The organism is Paraclostridium benzoelyticum (genome assembly GCF_001006285.1).
GTDB lineage: Bacteria > Bacillota > Clostridia > Peptostreptococcales > Peptostreptococcaceae > Paraclostridium > Paraclostridium benzoelyticum.
Map to the genome: position 1 here is coordinate 1 of NZ_LBBT01000089.1, position 24,716 is coordinate 24,716.

Genomic DNA, 24,716 nt, shown 5'->3' on the forward strand with positions numbered 1-24,716 from the left:
ATCTGGATTTTCACTATCAAATCTCTTTTGCCAATACATATATGTTGATTTAGGAAATTTAGTAGCTTCAAGAAGAGTGGATAGTTTAAATTCCTTGCGAAGATCATAAATTACTTTTGATTCGTATCGGTTTTTAACCTTTCGGGAACATTCATTCCTGAAGCACGCAGCTTTTTTAAAAATGCAAGCTCCGCTTTTAACAGTGTATTTTCATATTCTAACTCTTGTTCTCTTGTTAACTTTTTTTCTTTTTTAGTGTTTTTGTTCATGGATGGTTTCCCCTTCGTTCTAGACAAGGCATCTATACCATCATTTAAAAATTTCTGTTTCCATGCTGATATAAGTGAACTATTGTTCATTTTAAAATGGTTAGCGACCTCTTGTGCACTAGATTTAGTTATTAACATATAGTTTATAACATCTAGCTTGAACTGTACAGTATAGCAGGTATCTCTATTTTTTCTTTTTAGCCCATCTTCACCTAATATGTTATAGGCATTTACCCATTTTTGAATTTGGCTATTATTATGAATTCCATATTTTTTTGATAGTGAAAGAAATCCGCCTTCTCCATTTAAATAAGATTTAACAACTTTTAGTTTAAAACTAAAATCGTATTTAGTCATATAAAAACACCCCAATCATTAGATTTTTAGTCCAACAATTGGGGCGCAGTACATACCCATACTCTTTTTTTATTTTTCCTTTGTATCTTTAATTTCACCAGTATATATATCTATTTTGTGAGTTCCCATATCTTGTTCGTGATAATGAACCTCTCCTTCATCGTCTTTTTCTTCTATAGATACATTAACTTTAACTTCATAGTTATTACCCACTTGCTTTATATCTTCTTCCGTATTAGACACCCCATCTCCATATGTAGCCTTCAATACCTTTAGTGCATTTTCTTTTGAGATTGGTTCTATCTTATTTTTATCTTTATTTTCAGATATTTCAATTTGATCTTCCTTTGAATTCAAAGGATTTTTCCTATTTTCAAAAACAACTGAAACTAGCACACCAACTACTAATATGCTGATTATTCCTATTATAATATTTTTTTTACTCATATAAATTCTCCATATTATATTTTTATATAATTTAACTTTTTATAAAATATAGTATACCATATATTTTAAATATAAAAAAAGGGCACTATTTAGTACCCTTTTTATCCTATTCCCCCCGAAACAGTTCTACTCATTAAATTGTGGTAAATAATCTTTGTGAGCTTCCATCATTTCATCTAATATAGTTTTAGCTAGATCATCAGAAGGTATTAATGGATTTATACATAGTGCTAGATATGCTGCATTGTAATCTCCATATACAGCAGCTTTTGCTGCCAACATTTCAAATGATTTTATTTGGCTTACTAATCCATCTACAGCATCTGGTAAATATCCTATAGATAATGGTTTAGGTCCATTTTTTGTTATAACACTACTTACTTCAACAGCTTGATTATCTTTAAAGTTTCTTATAGCACCATTATTAATTGTATTAACTACTTGAATATCTCTTTTATCATTATATATAGAACTTATTAAATTACACGCTGCATCACTATAATAAGCTCCTCCTCTTTTTTCTAATTGAGGTGGTTTTATATCTAGATTCTCATCTTTATATAATTCAAATAATTGATCTTCTAGCTCTTTAACAACTTGCCCTCTAGCTTTCCCTTTTGCAAATTCATTTAATTCTTCTTCTAACATTTCTTTAGTTTTGTAATAGTATCTATGGTATGGACAAGGAACTAATCCTAAATTTTTAACGAAATCTGCATTAAACTCTATAGCTTTTATATTTTGCATTGTTAATTTTGAGTGTACAAATTTATCTATAGCTTCATCTGTAACATCCTCTCCATCTAAAGCTACGTTAAGCCCATAAACCATATGGTTAAGTCCAGCAAAATCCATTTGAATTCTTTCATTTTCAACTTCAAATAATTTAGCTATTCCATTTCTCATTCCTATAGGGACATTGCATAATCCTATATAGTTTTTAAAATCAGTATATCTAAATACAGCTTCTGTTATTACACCTGTAGGATTTGTAAAGTTTATTATCCATGCGTTAGGACATAACTCTTCAACATCTTTTATTATATCAAGAACAACAGGTACAGTTCTTAATGCTTTAAAAAGCCCTCCTGCCCCATTAGTCTCTTGCCCTATTACTCCATGTGATAAAGGTATACTTTCATCTTTAATCCTAGCCTCTAACAATCCTACCCTTAATTGTGTAGTAACAAAATCTGCACCCTTTAGTGCCTCTCTTCTATCTAACGTTAAATGTATTTCCATGTCTATTCCAGCTTTTTTAACCATTCTTTTTGCTAGATTTCCAACTATTTCTAATTTATGCTTACCTTCTTCTATATCAACCAGCCATAATTCTTTTACTGGCAACTCTTTGTATCTTTTTATAAACCCTTCTACAAGTTCCGGAGTATAACTTGATCCTCCACCTATAGTTACTATCTTTAGTCCTTTTTTCATAGTCATATCTCCTATCGTTATTTCTAAAATTCTAAATCGTCAAAGCTGAAATCGTCATCATTTCCCTGATCTGTAGCTAAAGTAGCTTTTCTTTTGTCTATTTTCTCTGATGCTATTACAAATGGTATATATATAACTATTGATATTAATAGATTAACTGCTGCTAAAACTGCTCCAGTCCAGTGACCAGTTGCTAAAAATCCACCTAATATAGGTGGTGTTACCCACGGTATTTTAGCTGCAATTACTGGCATTACCAATCCCATATCTATTGCCAAATATGCAACTGCTGAACATACAACAGGAGCTAAAACGAAAGGTATCATATATATTGGGTTTAATACTATTGGTAATCCAAATATTACTGGCTCACTTATATTGAATATCGACGGTGCTAATCCTAAAGCTATCATGTCCTTACGTCTTCTTCCAGCTATTATTAAAGCTATTATTAATCCAAGAATCATACCTGATCCACCTAAGTATACAAATGCATCAAAGAATGCTCCTGCTAAAGTATGGAACCCTTCAGTAGCTCCAGCTTGTGCTAATGCTGCATTTTCTGCTCCTAAATCCATTAATAATGTTTCTGTTATAGGCATTGCTATGTTTGCCCCATGAAGTCCTATAGTCCATAATGCATGTATAAAGAAAGTAATTAACATAGTTGAGCCTAATGAGTCTGCTGCTCCTTTTAACGGTGCCGCTAGATAAGTATTTAATAAATCATTTAAGAATAATCCGCCTGATAATGTTTTTATTAATAATCCAATTGCTCCAAATATAGCTATAGTTAGCATACCTGGTATTAACTTAGCAAAAGATCTTGCTACTGCCGGTGGTACTCCATCTGGCATTTTTATATTTATTTTCTTAATCCTAGATAACTTAACAAATATTTCAGTTGCTAGTAATCCTATTACTATTGCTGTAAATAATGCAGAGTTTGAAATATATCCACTTGGGACAAATCCCCATCCACTAACTTTATCTCCTGCTTCAGTAACTATGTTAGCTACTTGAGGTGACATTACAAAAAATATACTAAGAGCTATAAGTCCGGCTTGTAAACCATCTTCATCATATGATTTTGCAAGATTATAAGCTACTCCTACAACTAAGAATAAAGCCATAGTTGCAATTGATCCCCACCATAAATCTCCACCTAATGTAGTCCAAGTCTCTCCAAAAGTATTTTTCATAAAATTTTGATAAGCTGGTATAGGTAAATTATTTACTAATGTAGCTAATGCCCCTATCATAGTTATTGGTATCATTGCTACGAATCCATCTCTTACAGCTACTAAATGCCTTTGTGCTCCTAGCTTTCCAGCTACTGGGATAATATACTTATCCATAAACTTCATTATCGCTCCCATAATAATCCTCCCTTTAATTTTTAGAAATCGTTTTCTTGAAACTCACATAAATCCTTATTAGCTAAATAAAAATGTTTATAAATACATAGTTTATATAAACTTATGATTCATAAAGTTTATATATTCTTTTTATTGTTATATATATTATATTTTAAACGTATATACATTTCAAGTCTTTTACAAAAAACATTTTCCCTTTTTTAAAAATTTTACTTTATTAAATTTTCCTCAATAAAAAAAACTGCATCTGACTATTCAGATACAGCGCTTAAAGTTAGTGTATACCCATAATGATAGGTATGTGAGTATTCAAAAACATCACTATTGTGTAATTTACAAACCTGACTTATATATAATAAAGCTTCTGGTTTTGTTAAGTCTAGTAAATTAGCTAACTCATCATTTGCTAAAACTGAACTTACTTCTCGTTCAGATATAGCTATCTTATATCCACAAACTTCTTCAACATAGTTATATAAAGATCCTTCACAATGAGATTTTTTTAAATTTGGAAATAATTTTACAGGCATATACGTCTCCATATATGATATTTTCTTATCATTAGCTAAACGTATTCTTTTAATTTCCCATACATTTTCTTTTTCAGTAAGATTTAATTTGTTCATAAGCTCTTCATCAGCCTCAATAACATTAAGCTCATCCAATATATTAGAAACTTTGTACCCCTTATTTTCCATTTCTTCTGTGAAACCGCTTACTGCAGATATATTATCATACACTTTATTCGCTAAAACAATACTACCTACACCTCTTTGCCTAGTTATATATCCATCTTTAACTAAATTATTTAATGCCGACCTAACAGTCATTCTTGTTACATTAAATTCTTCACTTAATTGTTTTTCAGAGGGTATTAATTCTCCTTGCTTTAAAGTCTTTGACTGTATTAAATTTTTAATGTGACTTTCTATTTGTTTATAAATAGGTTCATTCATATTTACTTCCCCTTTTGTAGTTAAATTGTATATATATTTACTTTTAATATTTATACATTCAATTATAGACTATATTAAATTTTTTTTCCATCTCTACATATATTTAATTATAAAAGGATGAATATATAAGCTTTCACTTATACATTCATCCTTTTGTCTCATCTATTTTGATATAATAGTTTTATATCCTAGCTACGCCAGTTTTTATCGCCGCTTCTTTTATAGCTTCTGCTACATTTTTAGCTACATCTCTATCAAAAGATTTAGGTAATATATTATCAGGGTTTAAGTCTTCTATTTTTATAGAATTTGCAATTGCATTAGCTGCTGCTATTTTCATTTCTTCATTAATTTCAGTAGCCCTTACATCTAATGCCCCTCTGAATATACCTGGGAATGCAAGCACATTATTTACTTGATTTGGAAAATCACTTCTTCCTGTTCCAACTATGTAAGCTCCACCCGCTTTTGCTTGGTCTGGCATTATCTCTGGAGTTGGATTTGCCATTGCTAATATTATAGATTTCTCGTTCATAGTAGCTACCATTTCTTTTGTTACACAGTTAGGTCCTGAAACTCCTATAAATACATCTTTATTTTTTATTACATCAGCTAATAATCCTTTTTCGTTATGGATATTGGTAACCTTTAACATTTCTTCTTGAGCCCAGTTTAAATCATCCATACCTTCTTCTAAAGCTCCATTTAATCCACATAACACAATATTTTTAACTCCCATGCTGATTAACATTTTAGCTATTGCTAATCCAGCTGCTCCAGGTCCATTTATAACAATTTCTAGATCTTCTATTTTTTTATTTATTAATTTTAATGAATTTATTATAGCCGCAGATAAAACTATAGCTGTTCCATGTTGATCATCATGAAAAACTGGTATGTTTAACTCTTTTTTTAATTTCTCTTCTATTTCAAAACATCTTGGAGCACTTATATCTTCTAAGTTGATTCCTCCAAATACAGGTTCCATTAATTTTACAGTATTTACTATTTCATCTACATCCTTCGTCTTTAAACATATTGGAAATGCATCTACATTTGCGAATTCCTTAAATAGTATTGCTTTTCCTTCCATTACTGGTATTGATGCACTAGCTCCTATATTACCTAAACCTAATACAGCACTTCCATCACTAACTACACCAACCATATTTCCTTTTGATGTATATTTATATACTAAATCTTCATCTTTAGATATTTCCAAACACGGAGCTGCAACTCCTGGAGTATATGCAATAGATAAATCATCTTTATCTTCAACTTTAACTTTACTAGAAATAGTTATTTTCCCTTTATTCTTTTCATGCATTTCTAATGCTAACTCTGAGTAATTTTTAGTCATAACCTAACCTCTTTCATATTTTGATTTATAGTTATTTATTTATTTCATAAATGTTATTGCCATAACAATCGATTGCAACTACTGCAAATAAGTCCTCAACCTCTAATCTTCTTACAGCTTCTGCTCCTAAATCATCATAAGCTATAACTTCAGCCTTTTTAATAGAGTTTGATATATATGCACCTGCGCCACCTATAGCAGCTAAATATGCACATACATTTTTTTTCATCGAATCGATAACTATATCGTTTCTCTTTCCTTTACCTATCATTAACTTTAATCCTCTATCTAATAAAGGAGCTGTTAAGTCATCCATTCTATAACTTGTCGTAGGTCCAGCAGCACCTATTACTTCTCCATATTTATGAGGTGTTGGTCCTACATAATATATAGCTTGCCCTTCTACGTTAAAAGGCAATTTTTCACCTTCTTTTATAGAATTAACCATTCTTTGATGCGCTGCGTCTCTAGCTGTATAAATTACACCACTTATACTTACCATTTCTCCACACTTTAGCTCTTTTATTGTTTCATTATCTATGGGAAGAGTTATCTTTCTCATTTTTATCCCCCTTTATATTATAGCCTTTTTATGTCTTGCCGCATGACAGTTTATATTTACTACTACAGGAAGCCCAGCTATATGAGTTGGAAATGTCTCTATGTTAACTGCAAGCGCAGTTGTATTTCCACCTAATCCTTGAGGCCCTATTCCTAGGTTATTTATTTCTTTTAATATTTGTATTTCTAAATTTTTTATATTTTCATCTTTATTATGTGCTCCTATATCCCTTAATAAAGATTTTTTTGCTATCTGTGCACATTTTTCAATAGTTCCTCCAATTCCAACACCAACAACTATAGGTGGACATGGATTTGGCCCAGCTTCTTTAACAGTATCTATAATAAAGTTTTGTATTCCTTTTATACCATCAGATGGCTTTAACATTTTCATCTTGCTCATATTTTCACTACCAAATCCCTTTGGTGCAAACTCTATAGTTATTTTATCACCCTCAACTATATCGTAATGAATTATTGCAGGTGTATTATCTTGTGTATTTTTTCTATTTATTGGAGTTACAACTGATTTTCTTAAAAAGCCATCTTCATAACCTTGCTTTACACCTTCATTTATTGCATCGCTTATATTTTTACCTTCTACGTGTACATCTTGACCGATACTTACAAAAAATACAGCCATTCCAGTATCTTGACATATAGGCATTTGTTTTTCTTTTGCAATTTCACAATTTTTTATTAATATATTTAATATATTTTTTCCTAGTTCGCTATTTTCTTTTTCTTTATTTTCTTTTAAAGATTCTACAACATCTTCCCCTAGGTATATATTTGCTTTTATACACATATCTCTTACAATTTCTGTAATTTGTGATGACTTTATAATTCTCACGAACTTATCCCCCATTTTCAAGTTTAATATTCGACTATATATAAAACTTTATCATTTTTTAATTATTTTAACAATAACAAAATTCGTTTAATCCCTTCTTCATATTATATTTTATTCAAAAAAAACAAAAGCACATACTGTCCGAAAGTATATGCTTTAATGGGGGATATATGAGTTTTATGGTTGTAAGAGATATCTTAAAGTTTGGGGGAGATTAATTATCTCTTATATTTTAATTATTTACCATTTTTTGAATTATATACATTTTATTTAAATATTTTCAATTTATTTTTAATAACTTTATTCATTATCCTCTAAACCTCTATATAATAATTATAGGGGGTGATATATTGGACTTTAATAATATATTTATTCAAATAACTGTTTTGTTCTTGCTTATTTTAGTTGGATACATATCTAGCTTTAAGGGGTTAATAGATAAACATACCACATCTGGACTTACAAAACTGATAATGGGGTTGTTTTTACCATCTATGATAATTAGCGCTATGCAAATGGAATTTAACCCTAGTTTATTAGGTGATATTATATCTTTAATAATAATTTCAATATTAATGTACTCTACAACTATATTGATAGCTTTTTTATTTAAATTTTTTATAAAAGGCGATAAAGATTGCGGTCTTTATCAATATATAATTGTATTCTCTAATGTTGGGTTCATGGGGTATCCAGTTATCGAAGCTGTTTTAGGTAAAGAAGCTATATTTTTTACAGCAATTTTTAATCTGCCTTTTAATTTTTTCGTATTTACAGTTGGAACTTATTTGTTAAATAAACATAATAGTGAATATAAATTTTCAATTAAATCTATTATAAGTCCTCCAATTATAGGGGTCTTAACTGGACTTTCATTATTCCTTTTAAGAATTAAACTTCCACTTCCAATATTTAATACTTTAGATATGCTTGGAAGTATAACAACACCTTTATCAATGATTGTTATAGGAAGCTTATTAGCTAGTTCTCCTATTAAAGAAACTTTTATAAATAAAAAATTATATATAGTATCCTTTATAAGACTTTTAGTTGTTCCATCTGTTGTTTATTTTCTATTAAGCTTATATATTAAAAATCCATTATTATTAGGTGTGCCTGTAGTTATATCTGCAATGCCTGCAGCATCAAATACTGCAATCATGGCAAAGAGTTATGATGCAAATGATCAACTTGCATCTCAAGCTGTATTTTTAACTACACTAATATCTATAGTTACAATCCCTATCATAAGCATAGTTTTACTTAGTTAAAAAATTTACTTGCTTAAGTTATTAAGCTCAATTTACTTAAGCACAAAAATAGTTGTCTATTATTTTAGACAACTATTTTTTAGATATATATTTATTATCTTTTATATAATATCTCCATAAATAATCTTTAGCTTCTTGAGCATAATCGATATTTACACGTTTGCTTTCAATAATTTCAAAATTTGATTCCTTACCATTATCAATAGAATCTTTTACAAACAGCTCATTACCTAATACACTTTTAAAATTAAAATCTTTTTCAATTTTAAGAGCTTTGCATAATTTTCCTGGTCCATTGGTAATGTTTTTCTTTTGATATGTAGTTAACTCTTCATATACTTTGTCATATCTATTTATTGAAATATCATCAATTCCTTTAATAGGCTCTACCGCTCTTATAAGTACGCACTGCGGTGTATCTTTAATATTTGCAGAAATATTTAAACAGTAATACATTCCGTATATTAAATAAACATATATAGTTCCTCCATCTTCATATAATGGAGCTGTTCTATCTGTTCTTCTATCACCATATACATGAGCAGCCTTATCCGTTATTCCCATATAAGCTTCAGTTTCAACTATTTTAACTATAATTTCTTTATCATCATATTTTCTCACTAAATACTTTCCAAGTAATTGTTTTGATAAAGTAACTGCATCTTGCCTGAAAAAATCTACATTCATTTAATCCCAACTTTCTTTTTAACTTACTTATATTATATCTTCAAATTTACTATTTATAACTTTTTGTAAGTCGAATGGATTTAGTTCTATTTGATATCCTATTTTACCAGCACTCACTATAATATTTTCTAAATCTTTTCCTGTTTCATTTATAAAAGTTTTATATAGTTTTTTCATTCCTACAGGAGAACATCCACCTCTTATATATCCAGTAAGTTTGTTTATATCACTTACATGTATCATCTCTACCTTTTTTTCTCCTGCTACTTTTGCAGCCTTTTTTAAATCTAAATTTTCATTAACAGGTATCACATATACATATAACTCTTTACTAGTTCCTTGTGTAACCAAAGTTTTATATACTTCACTTACATCTCTTCCAATCTTATTCGCTACAGATACTCCATCCACATGATCATCTGAAACATCATATGAAAGCATATTATATTTTACTTTTTTAGAATCTAAAATTCTCATTGCATTAGTTTTTACTTTTGTTTTAGCCATAAAAAATCACACTCCCTAAAATAACTTATATATTAAATTTAACATATATTTCTTATCAATCACACCTCTTAGATTTCATAAACCCTTTATACCAACTGATTTTATCATCAATTTTATCTAGGTTTTTTTGTAATAACTCAAACTCTTTTAATATGTGTTCCCTATGAGAATTAAAAATTTCTAACCTCTCTTCTAAAGTTTCATCTCCTTGTGAACAAAGTTTAAAATAAGATTTTATATCTTTTATGGACATTCCCGTAGCTTTAAGGCAACACACCATTTCAATTTGGTCTAAATCTTCATCTGTAAAATAACGTATACCATTTTTATTTCTATGAGGTGAAATTATATTTTCTTTTTCATAGTAGCGAATTGTATGCTGAGTTAAATTAAATTTTTTAGCTACCTCTGAAATTGTATAATTCATTCTTCATCCTCCTATGATTTATTTAGCTATACATTACTTCTTATAAAAATAATTGTCAATATTTAAAACAAAAGCTATTGACTTAGAGTTAACTCTAAGTATTAATATTAGCTTAAGAAACTTCTATTAAATAACTACACGATTTAAATTAAGTATAAAAATTTAGGAGGAATTGAGTTTGTTAAACTTTGATTATCAAAATAGAACTAGAATAATTTTTGGAAAAAATGAACATAGAAATATAGGAAAGTTAATAAAACCTTATGCAAATAAAGTTTTATTCCATTTTGGTGGACAAAGCATAAAAAAAAGTGGAGTATATGAAGATGTAATAAATTCACTTTTAGAAAACCAAATAGACTTTGTTGAACTCGGAGGAGTAAAACCAAATCCTCGTTTATCTCTTGTTAACGAGGGAATTGAACTATGCAGAAAAGAAAAAGTAGACTTTATCTTAGCTGTAGGTGGAGGAAGTGTAATAGATTCTGCTAAAGCTATAGCAATTGGCATCCCTTACAACGGAGATGTTTGGGATTTCTACTGCAAAGATATAGAAATTAAAGAAGCTATTCCAGTTGCAACTATTCTAACTATACCAGCAGCCGGAAGTGAATCTAGTACTGGAACAGTTATTACTAATGAAGAAAAACAACTAAAATTATCTTGTGGTTGCGAATTACTTAGACCTTTATTAAGCATCATTAATCCAGAACTTTATTTCACATTGCCAAAAAATCAAATTGCTAATGGAATTAGTGATATGATGAGTCATATAATGGAACGTTATTTTACTAATACGTCTAATACAGATTTAATTGATGGATTATGCGAAAGCACATTAAAAACTATAATGAAAAATGGATCAATTGTTATAAATGATAATAAAAACTATGATGCTTGGGCTGAAATAGCTTTATCTGGAAATATTGCTCATAACGGTTTACTTGGTTTAGGAAGAGAACAAGATTGGGCTTCTCATAAAATAGAACATGAGCTTAGCGCTATATATGATGTTGCACATGGAGCAGGACTTTCTGTCATAACGCCTGCCTGGATGAAGTATGTATATAAAGAAAATCCACCTATGTTTGAGCAATTTGCTATAAATGTTATGGGTGTTGAAAGTACATCTAAATCTCAAGAAGAGATTATAAATGAGGGAATTGAAAAATTAAAATCATTCTATAAAAAACTTGAATTACCTACTAGTTTAAAAGAACTTAATATCAATGAGTCTAATTTAGAATTAATGGCAAAAAAATCTACTAACTCTAAAGATGGAAAAGAAATTCTTATTGGTGGACTAAAGAAACTTAATTGGGAAGATGTTCTAGCTATATATAATTTAGCTTTATAATTATTAATTATTTTTATATTAAAAATACCCATAATAATTCTATATGGAATTATTATGGGTATTTACATTTCATTGTAATTTTATTAACTTATTTTTACTATACAAATGGATTATAGAATCTATTTCCATTTTTAAACGTAATATATAAAGATCCAAATAATATTACTATAGCTAATAATATTGCTACATAATCACTAGTTCTAAACTTTCTTGCATTATACCAAGTACGTTTTCTTTTATTTCCAAACCCTCTAAGTTCCATAGCACAACTTATAACTTCTATTCTCTCTAAACTTGAGAATATTAGTGGCATAAGTATAGATGAAATATTTTTTATACGCTTTCCTAGCTTTTCTTTTTTAGACATATCTATTCCTCTAGCTTGTTGTGCATATGATATATCATGATAATCTCTTTGTATATCTGGTATATATCTTAGAGCTATTGCAACAGAATATGCAATTTTATAATTTATACCAAGCTTATTTAATGATGCTGCAAATTCACTCGGATCAGTAGTAACTATAAATAGTAATGCCATAGGTATAGTTGCAAATATTTTTAAATTAAAATTTAATTGATAAAATAACTGCTCAGCTGTTACTGTATATGGTCCTATTAATTTAATTAAGTCCGTTCTTGTTCCATATATTTCAACACCTTGATACGGTCCTAATATAAATATGGCAATATTATTTAACACCATAAAGAATAAAATGAAATATATAACAAAAGCTACATCTTTAAATTTAACTTTTGATATTTTAAATATTATTAAACTTAATACTAACATTCCTACAAGAACTCTAGTATCGTAAGTTATCATAGAAGCTATTGACCAAGCCATGAAAAATATTAATTTTGTAGCACCTGTTAAATTATGGATAGGCGAATCTTCTTTTATATATGATAGCATTGTTGTTTTCATACTCTTCTAATCCTCCTATCATAATCAATAAATTTATTTACAAATTTTCTTGGGTCACTTACCCCACATTTTATAGCTAACTCATAAACAGATGTTTCTTTTAGGTTTGCATGATTTATAACTTCACTATTAGTTAAAACATTAGCTGCTGTATCGTCATCTAGTTTAATACCATCTGCTATAACTATCGCTCTATTTGTATATTCAAGCATTAAATGCATATCATGAGTTATCATTATTATAGTTACACCTTTTCTATTTAAATCTGCTAAAAATTCCATTATTTCATTATAATGTTTAAAATCTTGCCCTGCTGTAGGCTCATCTAAAATTATTATTTCTGGATTTAAAACTAATATAGAAGCTATAGTTACACGTTTTTTCTGTCCATAACTAAGTGCTGATATAGGCCAATTTCTATACTCATATAATCCACAAACTTTTAATGTTTCATATACTTTTTCCTTTATTGTTTCTTCATCAATACCCCTAAATCTAAGCCCTAATGCAACTTCATCAAAGATCATAGTCTTAGAAATCATTTGATTAGGATTTTGCATTACAATTCCTATTTTTTCCGCACGCTCTTTTATAGAATCATCTATTATATCTCTATTATTTAAAAGTATTTGTCCACTTGTTGGTTTATAAAAGCCACATACTAATTTAGATATAGTAGATTTTCCTGCCCCATTTTTTCCTACTATACTAACCATTTCACCTTTATTTATTTTAAATGATATATCTTTTAATATAGGCTTATTTTTTTCATATTTAAATGATACATTCTTTAATTCAAGTAATACATCTTCATTGATTTGTTCTTCATGTATATTACTATTACTATCCCATTTCTTTAAACAATCTCTACATTTGTTTATATCTATAGTATTTATATGTCCAGGATTCATATCAGGATTTATATCTACCCCTGCATATTTAAGAGCTGTAACATATAGTGGTTCTCTTATTCCGTTTTCAATTAAAATATCTGAAGATATCAGCTCATCAGCATTCATATCTGCAACTATTTCACCTTCACTCATAACTATAATTCTATCAACATCACAATGAAGAACATCTTCTAATCTGTGCTCTATTATAAGAATTGTTTTATTTGTTTCACTTTTTATTCTATCTATAAGTTCTATTGCACTTTTTCCTGTAGCTGGGTCTAAACTAGCTAAAGGTTCATCAAATAACAATATATCTACATCATCAACAGTAACTCCTGCTAATGTAACTCTCTGCTTTTGCCCTCCTGATAAACTATAAGGAGCTGAATCAAGTTGTTTATCTATTCCTACTAATTTCGAAACTTTTTGCACCATAGATTTCATTTTACTTTGAGAAGTACAGTCATTTTCTAACTTAAATGCTATATCCTCAGCAACTGTTAATCCTATAAATTGGCTATCGGGATCTTGAAGTACAGTTCCTACTGTTTTAGATATTTCAAATATTCCCATATCTTTAGTTTCTTTCCCCATTATTTTCAAGCTACCCGTACTATTTCCTTGATAATAAAAAGGTGTAAGACCATTTATACAATGAGCTAAAGTACTTTTTCCAGAACCTGACGGACCTACTACTAATACCTTCTCTCCTTCATAAATTGTAAGATTGATATTTTTTAATGTAGGTTTAGCTTGAACTCTATATTTAAAAGTAAAATCTTTAAATTCTATTATTTTCTTTTTCATACGAATCTCCTTTTATAGTTCTTTATCTAAACTTCCCGTTGGTATCTTAGTCTTAGCATAACTTTTTATTATGGCAGTTCCTAAAACAGCTACTGTAATTATATTGCCTATTCCTCCTAAAACACCTTGTAAATATACTTTAGATGCAGGTTCTGCATAAATAAATATATCTAGAGTTGGAGCCACTACAAACCATGCAAGGGCATTTGCTATTATCTGAGTAATATTAAAAATTATTATTTCTTTTTTATTAAACTCTCCGCCACTTATATTAATTTTTTTATATATAAGACCAATTACTAAACCAACTACAGCTGATGCTATAACCCAACTAAACCATGGTGAACCATAAAATATAGAATCCTTTAAACAGTGCCCTATAAAACCTATTAAAAATCCTGCAAGTGGACCATACATAAGAGCCATTAATGCTAAAAATGCATATGCAGTTTCTATATTAGTATTTGGAATTCCCGTTGGTATAGATCCAAAACGTCCTAATATCATAAATACTGCAGACCCTATCCCTATAGCAACTATAGTTTTTATAGTAAGCTTATTTCCCATACATCTCTCCTCCTTTTCTATTTTATTTTGGATAATTTATAAATATTTAAAGCAAGTATTATTCTAAATTTTAATAAGCACAAGACTTGCTAAATCCTTACATTTTAAATTTTGTCATAACTTTTATTATAAATATTTTATCGAAAAATGTCAATTTGCATCAATTTAAATTATAATAAAAAGCCCATTTAAAAAATGGGCTTTTTTATGTTTATCTTTTCTTTCTTTTTATCTTATTAGTTTTACTGTTTCTTTCGTTTTTTTCATTTCTATTATTTCTAGAGTTATTGTCTCTAGAGTCTTTATTTCCGCGTTTTCCTCGACTATCGTCTTTTTTATTTCCTCTTGATGAAGATTTAGATGAAGAGTTTTTAGTTTTGCTTTTATTGTTATAATTTCTAGGATGCTCACCTCTAGGTTTTATTAAACATCTTGGACCAAATCCTATTAAATCTTCTCTTCCAGCTTCAACTAATGCTGCATGAACTAATTCATAGTTTCTTGGAGCTCTATATTGAAGCAATGCTCTTTGCATAGCTTTTTCATGTTTAGACTTTGGAACATATACAGGTTTCATAGTTAACGGATCTATACCTGTATAGAACATTGTAGTTGATAAAGTTCCTGGTGTTGGATAAAAATCTTGAACTTGTTCTGGTTGATATTTAGTGTCTCTTAAATATTCAGCTAATTCTATTGCTGAGTTCAAAGTAGAACCTGGATGCGAAGACATTAAATACGGTATAATATATTGTTTTTTCCCAACTTTTTCACTTAACCTAAAGAATTTATCTCTAAATTTATCATAAGTGTTACCTGCTGGCTTTTGCATATGATCTAAAACTTCTTCAGCTATATGCTCTGGTGCAACTTTTAATTGTCCACTTACATGATGTTCAACAAGTTCTTTAAAGAACTTATCATTTTTATCTGCCATTACATAGTCATATCTTATTCCTGAACGTACAAACACCTTTTTAACTTTAGGTAAACTTCTTACTTTTCTTAAAAGTTCTAAGAAATCTGAGTGATCAACCTTTAAGTTTTTGCATGGTTCTGGGTGTAGACATTGTTTATTTTTACAAGCACCTTTAGTTATTTGCTTTTTACAAGCTGCATCTCTAAAGTTTGCTGTTGGTCCACCAACATCGTGTATATATCCTTTAAAATCATCTAGTTCAGTTATATATTTAGCTTCATCTAATATAGATTCATGGCTTCTACTTTGTACAGCTCTTCCTTGATGGAATGTTATAGCACAGAAAGAACAACTCCCAAAGCATCCTCTAGAACTTACGATTCCAAATTTAACTTCTTCTATTGCTGGTATTCCACCCATAGCTTTATATATAGGATGATAATCCTTAGCATAAGGAAGTGCATAAACCGCATCTAGTTCTTCTCTATTTAATGGTTTTTCAGGCTTGTTTTGAACTAAATACTTATCTCCATGTCTTTGTATTATAACCTTACCTCTATATGGATCTTGTTCATCATACTGAATTTTAAATGCTTTAGCATATTCTTCTTTACTTGAAGAAACATCTTTAAATGATGGTATCTCTACATAATCATCATATATTTCATCTTTACTATCTGCTATATAACAAGTCCCATTTACATGTCTTATATACTTTGGTTCAAAACCATCATTTAATGCATTTGCAACTTCTACGATTTGTTTTTCACTCATACCGTAAACTAACAAATCAGCTTGACTATCTATAAGCATAGATTTTCTTACTCTATCACTCCAATAATCATAATGCGCAAACCTTCTTAAACTAGCTTCAATTCCACCTATTATTATTTTCGCATCTTTATATGCTTCTCTTATTTTATTACAGTAAACTATAACAGCTCTATCCGGTCTAAGCCCCATTTTAGCTCCTGGAGAATACATATCTTTATCTCTATGTTTTTTACTTACTGAGTAATGATTTACCATAGAGTCCATATTTCCAGAGTTAACTAAAAATCCTAGTCTAGGCTCTCCTAATTTCATAAAGTCTTCTGTTGTTTTCCAATCTGGTTGTGCTATTATTCCAACTTTAAATCCTGCGTTTTCTAAAACTCTAGATATTATAGCTGTACCAAAACTATGATGGTCTACGTAAGCATCTCCTGTTACTAATACGAAGTCTACCTGTTCCCATCCTCTATCTACCATGTCTTGTTTGCATATTGGTAAAAATTTATTTGTCATTTAATCACCTACTTATATGTCATTTATATTTATTATTAACTACTTTTATTAACTCGAATCAAATTTTCTTCCTAAGTTTCTATTATACCATTAACTTAGCTAGTATTTGTATGATTTTTTATTTCCATCAAAAATTATATTAACTTAACTGCCTACAAGTTCATAATATATACAAAAAGTGCTAATCGTATTAACTAGCACTTTTAACTTTATCATCTTAATATTGTTTTAGTTTTTATATCATGTTTATTTTCTCTGTAAAGTTTATTCGATTTTAATAAATATACATATATACTTATCATAAGTATTCCTTTTATTATACTAGTTATGGTTATACTCCACCAAACTCCGCTCAAGCCTAAAATTCCTGCACTTGATAAAAAATACGCTAGAGGAACCCTAGCTCCCGTTAATACAGTGACCAAAATAGATGGTATATACGTTCTTCCTATCCCCTTAAATGCTCCTGATGTTATTATCTCTACACACATAAACAACTGAGAATAACCTAATATTTTTAAATATTTTGCACCTTCAGTTATGGTTTCATTTTCATTTATAAATATAGTAAATATAGATTTTCCTCCAAATATTAAAATTAATGTATTTGATATTCCTAACAAACTAGCAATTATAAGTGTTATCTTAAATCCTTTATTTATTCGGTCGTATTTGTTAGCTCCATAATTTTGACCTGAAAAGCTACTAAACGCTACAGCTATTCCATCTGCAGTCATCCAAGAAATAGCCTCTATCTGAGCACCAACCTTTTGCGCTGCAATAGCTACTGGTCCCCATGATGCTACAATCACTCCAAGTGCCATAGAAAATATAGTAAACATACCACTTTGTATTGCTACTGGCATACCTAATTTAACCAAAGCCTTATAATATTCAAAATTTATATTTTTAAAAAACATAATTTTAAAATATTGATCATTTTTCTTTATAATCAATCCTATAAAACACACTGTAACTATAACTTGAGAAAAAACTGTAGCTATAGCAGCTCCTGCTACTCCTAATTTAGGTATCGGTCCAAAACCTATTATAAGCATTGGATCTAATATAATATTAGTTATAAGTCCTATGGTATTTATTCTAAATGGAGTTTTGCTATTACCCATTCCATTGAAGATAGCAGTAAATACAGGGTTTATAAAATAAAATATCATTCCTATAGCTACTATGACAAGATACTCCTTAGACATTCTTATAACATCTACATCCCCAATATTAAAAACTCCAATTAACTCATTTTTAAATATCAACAAAGTTAAAGTATATAAAATAGCCAATATTATGTTAACTTCTATTGCTGCTTTTATATATGCTTTAGTGCTTTCCACATCATTTTTTCCCATACTTTGTGCTACTTGTACTTCTCCTCCAACTCTAGATATAGCTATAAGTGCCATTCCTAGCCACGGAAAAAAACCTGCTGTACCTACTGATGCCACAGCACTGCTTCCAGCTTTTCCTACCCATAGCATATCTATCATGTTATACGCCATTTGTATAAAAGATGTTCCCATTATAGGAAGTGCTAGTTTTATTAGCTTTTCTGTAATTTTCCCCTCTGTTAAATTTATTCTTTCTTTCATATATACACCTCTTTTCTTAAAGAATTTTCTGACATTCATCTATACATTATAATAATATCTATTAATCAATTTTTTTGCTATATTATTTTTTTAAATAACAAAAGCTTGATTATATAAAATATAATCAAGCTTTTTATTAAAGTGATTTGTACATTATTTCAAATTTATTTTTTATAACCTTATATTGACTTACCATTTCATTTAAATGTTGGAATATACTTTTATCTAAGTGTTCATCTTTGTATGAATGCAATAAATTGTTTCCACCTTCTATTCCCATATCAATAGCATTTATAGTATGTTTAATTAATTCCTTATCATTATCTATAAACATATCCTTTAATTTTTCAAATATACTCGCCATCTCTCCAGCTACACCTAATGAAGTTGCAGGCTCTCCACCAAGTTGCTTTATATATGAGCTTACTTTTTGGTCTTGTTCTCTAAATATTACCATACTTTTTGTAAGTTCACTTTTCAATTCTTTATTTTCAGCTTTATCTTGATAAACTCTAAATGTGTCTGCTCCCATATGAATTCCTCTTAAAAACTTATTTAACTCTTTTATAAGTTCATCATGTTTATCCATAATTATCACCTCATCCTTAGTTTTCTACCAAAGATTTATATTATTCACATAAATTAAAATATATTATTTTCAAAGTGTCTGCATCTATTTATCATAAATTCCATAGTATTTAAAAATTCATCAACTTCTTCAGTTGTATTGTAAAGCCCTAAACTAGCTCTAACCATACCAGCTGCTTTACAATCTCTATTTAATAGTTTTTGAGCTTCTAGGTCACCTATCCCAAGTAATCTTCTTACATAAGTGTGTGCACAAAATGCTCCTTGTCTTACAGCAATTCCTCTAATATAAGATAATCTATCGGCTACTGAATCAAAATTTATACCGTCTACATTAAAAGTTATAACTCCTAATCTATCTTTGTCATTTGAGTCTCCATAAAGTACTACTCTATCAATATCTTCAAGCCCTTTGATAAGCCTATTTTTTAAAAGTTCTTCATGTTCTTGAATTTTGTCAAATCCAATTTCTTTTAATTTGTTCATAGCTGTGTACAAAGCTACAACGCCTAAATAGTTAGGAGTTCCCGCTTCAAATCTTGATGGTAATTCACTCCAATAAATATCATAATCAAAAACTAAGTCTACAGCTCCTCCACCTTTTAAAAATGGTTCTTTATCTTCTAAATATGATTTCAGCCCAACAACTACTCCAGTTCCATATGGTGCATACATTTTATGTGCAGATAATACTAAAAAATCTATAGAGTCATTATTTCCGGTTCCTTTCATATTGATTTCTCTATGAGGAGCTAATTGCGCTGCGTCAACAATAATTTTGGCTCCATACTTATGTGCTAGTTTTGCTATATGATGTATTGGATTTACGTATCCTGTTACATTAGATGCTCCAGTTACACTTATAAATTTAACTTCTCCTCTATTTTTAATTAATTGTTCTTCTATATCATCTAATTTTAATTTTCCTTGATCATCTACATCTATATAAATAACATTTGCATTGTACCTCCATGGTAGATCATTAGCATGATGTTCCATTCTTGTAGTAATAACCTTATCATATTTGCTATTTATCAATGCATTTGCTAATAAGTTTATTCCTTCGGTTGTATTTTTAGTAAATATTACAGTATATCGATCATCATCTTTTAAGTTAAAATATTCCTTAACATAATCTCTACATTTTTCATAAACTCTGTTTGAATACTCTGATTTTGGCCCCTTACCTCTACCTATAGATCCATACATTTGCATATGTTTAAAAATTTCTCTGTCTACACATTTAAAAGGAGGTGTTGTCGCTCCATTGTCAAAGCATATAGGTGTTGCATATGCTCCATCTCCTAGTTTTATGGTTAAATCTACTCCATCAAACATAGGTCTATAATTGACTTCTTTTCTATACATTTATTTTCCCCCTAAAAAACAAATTTAAAAATATTTATATTAACTCTTCATTAATAGTATTCAAAATTAGTTCATAATGTGCTTTCATTCTATCTATTGCATGTAAATTTCAAACGTAAAAAGACTATCCTATACCCATTTATTCAATGGTTTTAGGATAGCGTATTTATAAAAAACTTTTAATTGTATCTTTTACATTATCTGATTCCATAATACTAGACATAACTGCGATATCATCACAGTAATTCAAAGTTTCTTTCACATTATTTGGTAAAATACCTCCTAGTGCTATTAACTTTATATCATATCCATTTAATTCACTTTGAGCTTGCTTTAGTAAACTTATTCCTTTTGGCTTTAAATTTAATTTACACTTAGTTTCATATATATGTGAAAATATTAAATACGAAACTGAATATTTTTTCACCTCGATAATCTCTTCTATACTATGTGTAGATACGCCTATAATCTTTTCTTTATATTCAAGTTTATATTTTAATTTATTAAACATATCAAACGGCATGTGTATGCCATCAGCATCTACTAAATTTAAAATTTCATAATTACCATTTATTATAATTTTAGTTTCTTTATTTACACGTTCTCTAGTTTTAAAATACAGTTTTTTTAACTCATCATTCTTTAAATCTTTTTCTCTTAATATAATATTTTCAATACCATTAAAAGATGATTCCTCTAATACTTCTAAATATCTTTTCTCATTACATAAATGTCTGTTAGTTATAAGGTACATTGAAATCTTTCCCAGTCTTTAAATATTTGTTGGTACCCTATATCATTAAGCATTTTTTTTATTTGTAATACACTACTTTCATCACTTATTTCAAATTGTTCTGTTCCCTCTCCATCTGATGAATGTCCGCCAACATTAGTAGATACTCCCGCACTTAGTTTTGTAACTCCAAGAGGAATTAAATTTTTTCTTAAACTTAAACTTTCTCTAGTAGATAAATTTATTCCCCCTTGATTATCAAACAATCTCATAACCATCATAACTTGTACTAAATCCTTATCACTAACTTCTATAAGATTTTCATAACACCCTTTAAAAGGTCTTATTCTAGGTATTGAGTATGACACATCAACTTGAGGATATTTATTTCTTATGTATTTTCCATGCATTAAAGTAAAAAAAGTTTCTTCTCTAAAATCATTAAGTCCTAATAAAGCTCCTATAGATATACTTCTCATCCCAGATTTTGCAGCTCTCTCTGGAGCATCTAATCTATATTTATAATTAGATTTAGGTCCTTTTAAGTGAACATTTTTATATATTTTTTCATTGTATGTTTCTTGATATACAGTGATACCTTCAACTCCTTTTTCATATAGGTATCTATATTCGTCCTCATCCATTGGATAAACCTCTATTGTTATAGAAGGAAATATATCACTTAAAACAGAAACAGCATGTCCTATATATTTTACATCTGAATGAATTTTACTTTCACCTGTTAAAATTAGTAAATGTTTAAATCCATCTTTAGATATAGCTAATCCTTCATTATATATCTCATCTACATTTAGTTTTTTTCTCTTTATACCAGACTCTATATTGTAACCACAGTATACGCATTTATTTACACAAAAATTTGAAATGTACATAGGTGTATATAAAAGTATAGTTTTTCCAAAGTATCTATTTGTTATTTCATTTGCCTTTTGGGCCATTAGTTCAAGATACTTAGTTGCTGTTTTTGATAGTAAATTTAATAAGTCATATTCATCTAAACTGTCCTTTTGTATACTTCTTAAAACATCTTCATCACTTACATTTTCCAAATAAGAATTTATATTAAAATCTTTATATGAATCTACAACTTTGTAAAAACTCAATCCTAAACACCTACCTCGCTTAAAAATCCTGTTAAAGGTGATGATGCATTTGCATAATTTGTAACTCTCCCAACCTTAGCTAGATATGCTTCTCTTCCACCTTCGACAGCTAGTTTAAATGCATTTGCCATTTTTACTGAATCTTGAGCACTAGATATTGCAGTATTTACTAATACTGCAGCTGCTCCCATTTCCATAGCTTCCATGGCTTGAGAAGGCTTCCCTATTCCTGCATCAACGATTATAGGTATATCTATTTCATCAATCATAATTTTTATCATTTCTTTCATCTTAAGTCCCATATTAGATCCAATTGGTGCTCCTAATGGCATAACTGCTGCTGCTCCAGCTTCTACAAGTTTTTTTCCTGCATATAAATCTGGTGTCATATACGGTAATACTATAAATCCTTCATCTGCCAAAATTTTAGTAGCTTTTATAGTTTCTTCGTTGTCTGGTAATAAATACTTAGAATCACTTATCACTTCTATTTTTATGAAATTTCCACATCCCATTTTCCTAGCTATCCTAGCAATTCTAACTGCTTCAACATGATTTGTTGCACCTGAAGTATTTGGTAGTATAGTAATTTTTTTTGGAATATGACTTATAATATTTTCATCTTTATTATCTAAATCAACTCTTCTTAATGCTACAGTTATAATCTCACTTTCACTTGATTCTATAACTTTTGGCAAAATCTCATTTGAGCCATATTTACCCGTTCCTATTAATAGTCTGCTGTTAAATTCATGTCCTCCTAATACTAATTTATCCATTTTTATCCCCCTCTATTTTATATATTCTATCAATATCTTTGTAGCTAGATTGGCCATATGGTTTGCACAAATAGATACTCTAGGTGCCATAAGTCCATCCCCTTCTTTTGCTTCACTTACTTCATCTCCACATATAAAAAATTTATCTTTTATCTTTCTTGTTTTTATTATGTTAGAATCATAAAAACCTGCCATTCCAGATGATGAAATAAGGTATTTATTTTTCATATTCTTTAATACAAAACTTGCAATTTCAGCTTTGTATTTAGGACTATCAAATGCCTCCATTATAATATCTACATCCTCAAATTCATTTATATTTGATGAATCTATAATTTTATTTACAGTATCTATTTTTATAAATGGATTTATATTTTTTATATGATTTTTAATTGCATCGGTTTTGTACTTACCTATATCACTTATAAAGTATTGTTGCCTATTTAAGTTAGATGGTTCAACTACATCAAAGTCTGCTAATATTAGATGTCCTACTCCTATTCTTGCAAGTGATATAGCGATATTAGAACCAAGACCTCCAAGTCCTAAAACAACGACTTTACCTTTTTTCAAACTAGCATGGATATTTGGAGTATGCCTTGATACCATTAAACTTTCTAGCTCCTCAAATGTAGGAGTTTCTCCTTTTTTTATTAAGGTAACTCTATCTCCATCTTTTAAAAGTTTATTTTCTAAAATAGGATATCCATTTAATATAACTACATCTGCATTCTTTTTAAATCTGTCTTTTATCAAATTAATACTTACTTCATTCTCATTTAAAGTTTCTAAAGTTTCATTTATAAACAGTTTCACTTTACCCCCCTCCTACAAATCTTATAACTTCTACAATATCATCTGACTTTAATATATATGAGCTATATTGATGATTTTCAATGATATCTAGATTAACTTCTACAACAACATTATCAACTTTAAGTTTTAGTTCTTCTAATAAGTTTAAAATTGTAGTATTAGGTTTTAAATAAATCTCTTTCCCATTTACCTTCATATATTCCTCCTTAAATATAAAAAAGCGCCCTCTTTTTAGAGAACGCTTTCATATGCATCAAAAATAATGCTTATTAACTATATTAAGCTTCCCTACGCAAGAATTACCTTGATCAGGTTTTTAGGGTCTGAAAGTTACGGCTTTACTTCTCAACTATCCAATCATAGCTCCCCTAGCCTTTTATTCATTTTTACAAGTTGAGTATATCATAGTATTTTTTTATATTCAATAGAAAG

The 24,716-nt window shown here is 29.0% G+C and carries 25 protein-coding genes and 1 riboswitch; of the genes, 2 read left to right on the forward strand and 23 right to left on the reverse strand.

The window, feature by feature from the left end; translation table 11 throughout:
* Positions 1-110: 110 nt before the first annotated feature.
* The 8 genes from VN21_RS04090 to VN21_RS04125 form a co-directional block, all read right to left on the reverse strand.
* Positions 111-626: a helix-turn-helix domain-containing protein gene (locus VN21_RS04090; RefSeq protein ID WP_046821908.1), complete on the reverse strand. Its 516-nt coding sequence runs from the start codon at positions 624-626 to the stop codon at positions 111-113.
* A 69-nt stretch (positions 627-695) separates the two neighbouring features.
* The gene (locus VN21_RS04095) at positions 696-1,073 is read right to left on the reverse strand and encodes a hypothetical protein (RefSeq protein WP_046822170.1); all 378 of its coding nucleotides are present in this window, start codon (positions 1,071-1,073) and stop codon (positions 696-698) included.
* 126 nt (positions 1,074-1,199) lie between these two features.
* Positions 1,200-2,510, reverse strand: coding sequence for a 6-phospho-beta-glucosidase (locus VN21_RS04100; RefSeq protein ID WP_046822171.1), 1,311 nt, complete (start codon positions 2,508-2,510; stop codon positions 1,200-1,202).
* A 23-nt stretch (positions 2,511-2,533) separates the two neighbouring features.
* Positions 2,534-3,889 (reverse strand): PTS sugar transporter subunit IIC, encoded by a 1,356-nt coding sequence (locus tag VN21_RS04105; RefSeq protein WP_046822172.1) that lies wholly within the window; start codon positions 3,887-3,889, stop codon positions 2,534-2,536.
* A 251-nt stretch (positions 3,890-4,140) separates the two neighbouring features.
* Positions 4,141-4,845: a GntR family transcriptional regulator gene (locus tag VN21_RS04110; protein WP_046822173.1), complete on the reverse strand. Its 705-nt coding sequence runs from the start codon at positions 4,843-4,845 to the stop codon at positions 4,141-4,143.
* A gap of 181 nt (positions 4,846-5,026) precedes the next feature.
* On the reverse strand, positions 5,027-6,205 hold the full coding sequence (locus VN21_RS04115; RefSeq protein WP_046822174.1) for an NAD(P)-dependent malic enzyme: 1,179 nt from the start codon (positions 6,203-6,205) through the stop codon (positions 5,027-5,029).
* Positions 6,206-6,236: 31 nt separating this feature from the next.
* Entirely contained in the window at positions 6,237-6,767 is a 531-nt protein-coding gene (locus VN21_RS04120; RefSeq protein WP_046822175.1) for a Fe-S-containing hydro-lyase, read from the reverse strand.
* A gap of 12 nt (positions 6,768-6,779) precedes the next feature.
* Positions 6,780-7,619, reverse strand: coding sequence for a fumarate hydratase (locus tag VN21_RS04125; protein ID WP_046822176.1), 840 nt, complete (start codon positions 7,617-7,619; stop codon positions 6,780-6,782).
* Between the two features lie 350 nt (positions 7,620-7,969).
* Between VN21_RS04125 and VN21_RS04130 the strand changes: the two genes are divergently transcribed.
* Complete coding sequence (locus VN21_RS04130; RefSeq protein WP_046822177.1) at positions 7,970-8,890, forward strand: AEC family transporter; 921 nt, start codon at positions 7,970-7,972, stop codon at positions 8,888-8,890.
* 72 nt (positions 8,891-8,962) lie between these two features.
* Here VN21_RS04130 and VN21_RS04135 read toward each other — a convergent pair whose 3' ends face one another.
* The 3 genes from VN21_RS04135 to VN21_RS04145 are packed head-to-tail and all read right to left on the reverse strand — an operon-like array spanning position 8,963 to position 10,511.
* Positions 8,963-9,577, reverse strand: a complete 615-nt coding sequence (locus tag VN21_RS04135; protein WP_046822178.1) for a DNA-3-methyladenine glycosylase — start codon at positions 9,575-9,577, stop codon at positions 8,963-8,965.
* A gap of 27 nt (positions 9,578-9,604) precedes the next feature.
* Positions 9,605-10,084 (reverse strand): Cys-tRNA(Pro) deacylase, encoded by a 480-nt coding sequence (gene ybaK / locus VN21_RS04140; RefSeq protein ID WP_046822179.1) that lies wholly within the window; start codon positions 10,082-10,084, stop codon positions 9,605-9,607.
* A gap of 55 nt (positions 10,085-10,139) precedes the next feature.
* Complete coding sequence (locus VN21_RS04145; protein WP_046822180.1) at positions 10,140-10,511, reverse strand: MerR family transcriptional regulator; 372 nt, start codon at positions 10,509-10,511, stop codon at positions 10,140-10,142.
* Positions 10,512-10,689: 178 nt separating this feature from the next.
* On the opposite strand from VN21_RS04145, the gene VN21_RS04150 reads away from it, so the two are divergent.
* Positions 10,690-11,868: an iron-containing alcohol dehydrogenase gene (locus VN21_RS04150; RefSeq protein WP_046822181.1), complete on the forward strand. Its 1,179-nt coding sequence runs from the start codon at positions 10,690-10,692 to the stop codon at positions 11,866-11,868.
* 97 nt (positions 11,869-11,965) lie between these two features.
* Here VN21_RS04150 and VN21_RS04155 read toward each other — a convergent pair whose 3' ends face one another.
* The 12 genes from VN21_RS04155 to thiS form a co-directional block, all read right to left on the reverse strand.
* Complete coding sequence (locus VN21_RS04155; protein ID WP_024620006.1) at positions 11,966-12,796, reverse strand: energy-coupling factor transporter transmembrane component T family protein; 831 nt, start codon at positions 12,794-12,796, stop codon at positions 11,966-11,968.
* Positions 12,793-14,499: an ABC transporter ATP-binding protein gene (locus VN21_RS04160; protein WP_046822182.1), complete on the reverse strand. Its 1,707-nt coding sequence runs from the start codon at positions 14,497-14,499 to the stop codon at positions 12,793-12,795. Before VN21_RS04160 ends, VN21_RS04155 begins: the two co-directional genes overlap by 4 nt.
* A 12-nt stretch (positions 14,500-14,511) precedes the next feature.
* The gene (locus VN21_RS04165) at positions 14,512-15,066 is read right to left on the reverse strand and encodes an ECF-type riboflavin transporter substrate-binding protein (protein WP_046822183.1); all 555 of its coding nucleotides are present in this window, start codon (positions 15,064-15,066) and stop codon (positions 14,512-14,514) included.
* Between the two features lie 211 nt (positions 15,067-15,277).
* Positions 15,278-17,272 carry a YgiQ family radical SAM protein gene (locus VN21_RS04170; RefSeq protein WP_046822184.1) on the reverse strand — a complete coding sequence of 665 codons (1,995 nt, stop codon included), beginning with the start codon at positions 17,270-17,272 and terminating at the stop codon, positions 15,278-15,280.
* Between the two features lie 212 nt (positions 17,273-17,484).
* Positions 17,485-18,915: an MATE family efflux transporter gene (locus VN21_RS04175; RefSeq protein WP_084821933.1), complete on the reverse strand. Its 1,431-nt coding sequence runs from the start codon at positions 18,913-18,915 to the stop codon at positions 17,485-17,487.
* Between the two features lie 97 nt (positions 18,916-19,012).
* Complete coding sequence (locus tag VN21_RS04180; RefSeq protein WP_052951972.1) at positions 19,013-19,465, reverse strand: DUF2383 domain-containing protein; 453 nt, start codon at positions 19,463-19,465, stop codon at positions 19,013-19,015.
* 53 nt (positions 19,466-19,518) lie between these two features.
* The gene (locus VN21_RS04185) at positions 19,519-20,832 is read right to left on the reverse strand and encodes an aminotransferase class V-fold PLP-dependent enzyme (RefSeq protein WP_046822186.1); all 1,314 of its coding nucleotides are present in this window, start codon (positions 20,830-20,832) and stop codon (positions 19,519-19,521) included.
* Between the two features lie 166 nt (positions 20,833-20,998).
* Positions 20,999-21,586, reverse strand: coding sequence for a thiamine phosphate synthase (locus VN21_RS04190; RefSeq protein WP_046822187.1), 588 nt, complete (start codon positions 21,584-21,586; stop codon positions 20,999-21,001).
* Entirely contained in the window at positions 21,574-22,689 is a 1,116-nt protein-coding gene (gene thiH, locus VN21_RS04195) for a 2-iminoacetate synthase ThiH (protein ID WP_046822188.1), read from the reverse strand. Before thiH ends, VN21_RS04190 begins: the two co-directional genes overlap by 13 nt.
* A gap of 2 nt (positions 22,690-22,691) precedes the next feature.
* A complete protein-coding gene (locus VN21_RS04200; protein WP_046822189.1) occupies positions 22,692-23,468 on the reverse strand; it encodes a thiazole synthase in 777 nt (258 codons plus the stop codon).
* A 12-nt stretch (positions 23,469-23,480) separates the two neighbouring features.
* The gene (gene thiF, locus VN21_RS04205) at positions 23,481-24,284 is read right to left on the reverse strand and encodes a sulfur carrier protein ThiS adenylyltransferase ThiF (RefSeq protein WP_046822190.1); all 804 of its coding nucleotides are present in this window, start codon (positions 24,282-24,284) and stop codon (positions 23,481-23,483) included.
* A gap of 1 nt (position 24,285) precedes the next feature.
* Positions 24,286-24,480 (reverse strand): sulfur carrier protein ThiS, encoded by a 195-nt coding sequence (thiS, locus tag VN21_RS04210; RefSeq protein WP_046822191.1) that lies wholly within the window; start codon positions 24,478-24,480, stop codon positions 24,286-24,288.
* Between the two features lie 72 nt (positions 24,481-24,552).
* Positions 24,553-24,664: riboswitch (TPP riboswitch) on the reverse strand.
* Positions 24,665-24,716 lie beyond the last annotated feature (52 nt).

Coding starts and splice junctions, on each gene's coding strand:
- VN21_RS04090 (WP_046821908.1), bottom strand. CDS start 626: ATGACTAAATACGATTTTAGTTTTAAACTAAAAGTTGTTAAATCTTAT.
- VN21_RS04095 (WP_046822170.1), bottom strand. CDS start 1,073: ATGAGTAAAAAAAATATTATAATAGGAATAATCAGCATATTAGTAGTT.
- VN21_RS04100 (WP_046822171.1), bottom strand. CDS start 2,510: ATGAAAAAAGGACTAAAGATAGTAACTATAGGTGGAGGATCAAGTTAT.
- VN21_RS04105 (WP_046822172.1), bottom strand. CDS start 3,889: ATGGGAGCGATAATGAAGTTTATGGATAAGTATATTATCCCAGTAGCT.
- VN21_RS04110 (WP_046822173.1), bottom strand. CDS start 4,845: ATGAATGAACCTATTTATAAACAAATAGAAAGTCACATTAAAAATTTA.
- VN21_RS04115 (WP_046822174.1), bottom strand. CDS start 6,205: ATGACTAAAAATTACTCAGAGTTAGCATTAGAAATGCATGAAAAGAAT.
- VN21_RS04120 (WP_046822175.1), bottom strand. CDS start 6,767: ATGAGAAAGATAACTCTTCCCATAGATAATGAAACAATAAAAGAGCTA.
- VN21_RS04135 (WP_046822178.1), bottom strand. CDS start 9,577: ATGAATGTAGATTTTTTCAGGCAAGATGCAGTTACTTTATCAAAACAA.
- ybaK (WP_046822179.1), bottom strand. CDS start 10,084: ATGGCTAAAACAAAAGTAAAAACTAATGCAATGAGAATTTTAGATTCT.
- VN21_RS04145 (WP_046822180.1), bottom strand. CDS start 10,511: ATGAATTATACAATTTCAGAGGTAGCTAAAAAATTTAATTTAACTCAG.
- VN21_RS04155 (WP_024620006.1), bottom strand. CDS start 12,796: ATGAAAACAACAATGCTATCATATATAAAAGAAGATTCGCCTATCCAT.
- VN21_RS04160 (WP_046822182.1), bottom strand. CDS start 14,499: ATGAAAAAGAAAATAATAGAATTTAAAGATTTTACTTTTAAATATAGA.
- VN21_RS04165 (WP_046822183.1), bottom strand. CDS start 15,066: ATGGGAAATAAGCTTACTATAAAAACTATAGTTGCTATAGGGATAGGG.
- VN21_RS04170 (WP_046822184.1), bottom strand. CDS start 17,272: ATGACAAATAAATTTTTACCAATATGCAAACAAGACATGGTAGATAGA.
- VN21_RS04175 (WP_084821933.1), bottom strand. CDS start 18,915: ATGAATGTCAGAAAATTCTTTAAGAAAAGAGGTGTATATATGAAAGAA.
- VN21_RS04180 (WP_052951972.1), bottom strand. CDS start 19,465: ATGGATAAACATGATGAACTTATAAAAGAGTTAAATAAGTTTTTAAGA.
- VN21_RS04185 (WP_046822186.1), bottom strand. CDS start 20,832: ATGTATAGAAAAGAAGTCAATTATAGACCTATGTTTGATGGAGTAGAT.
- VN21_RS04190 (WP_046822187.1), bottom strand. CDS start 21,586: ATGTACCTTATAACTAACAGACATTTATGTAATGAGAAAAGATATTTA.
- VN21_RS04200 (WP_046822189.1), bottom strand. CDS start 23,468: ATGGATAAATTAGTATTAGGAGGACATGAATTTAACAGCAGACTATTA.
- thiS (WP_046822191.1), bottom strand. CDS start 24,480: ATGAAGGTAAATGGGAAAGAGATTTATTTAAAACCTAATACTACAATT.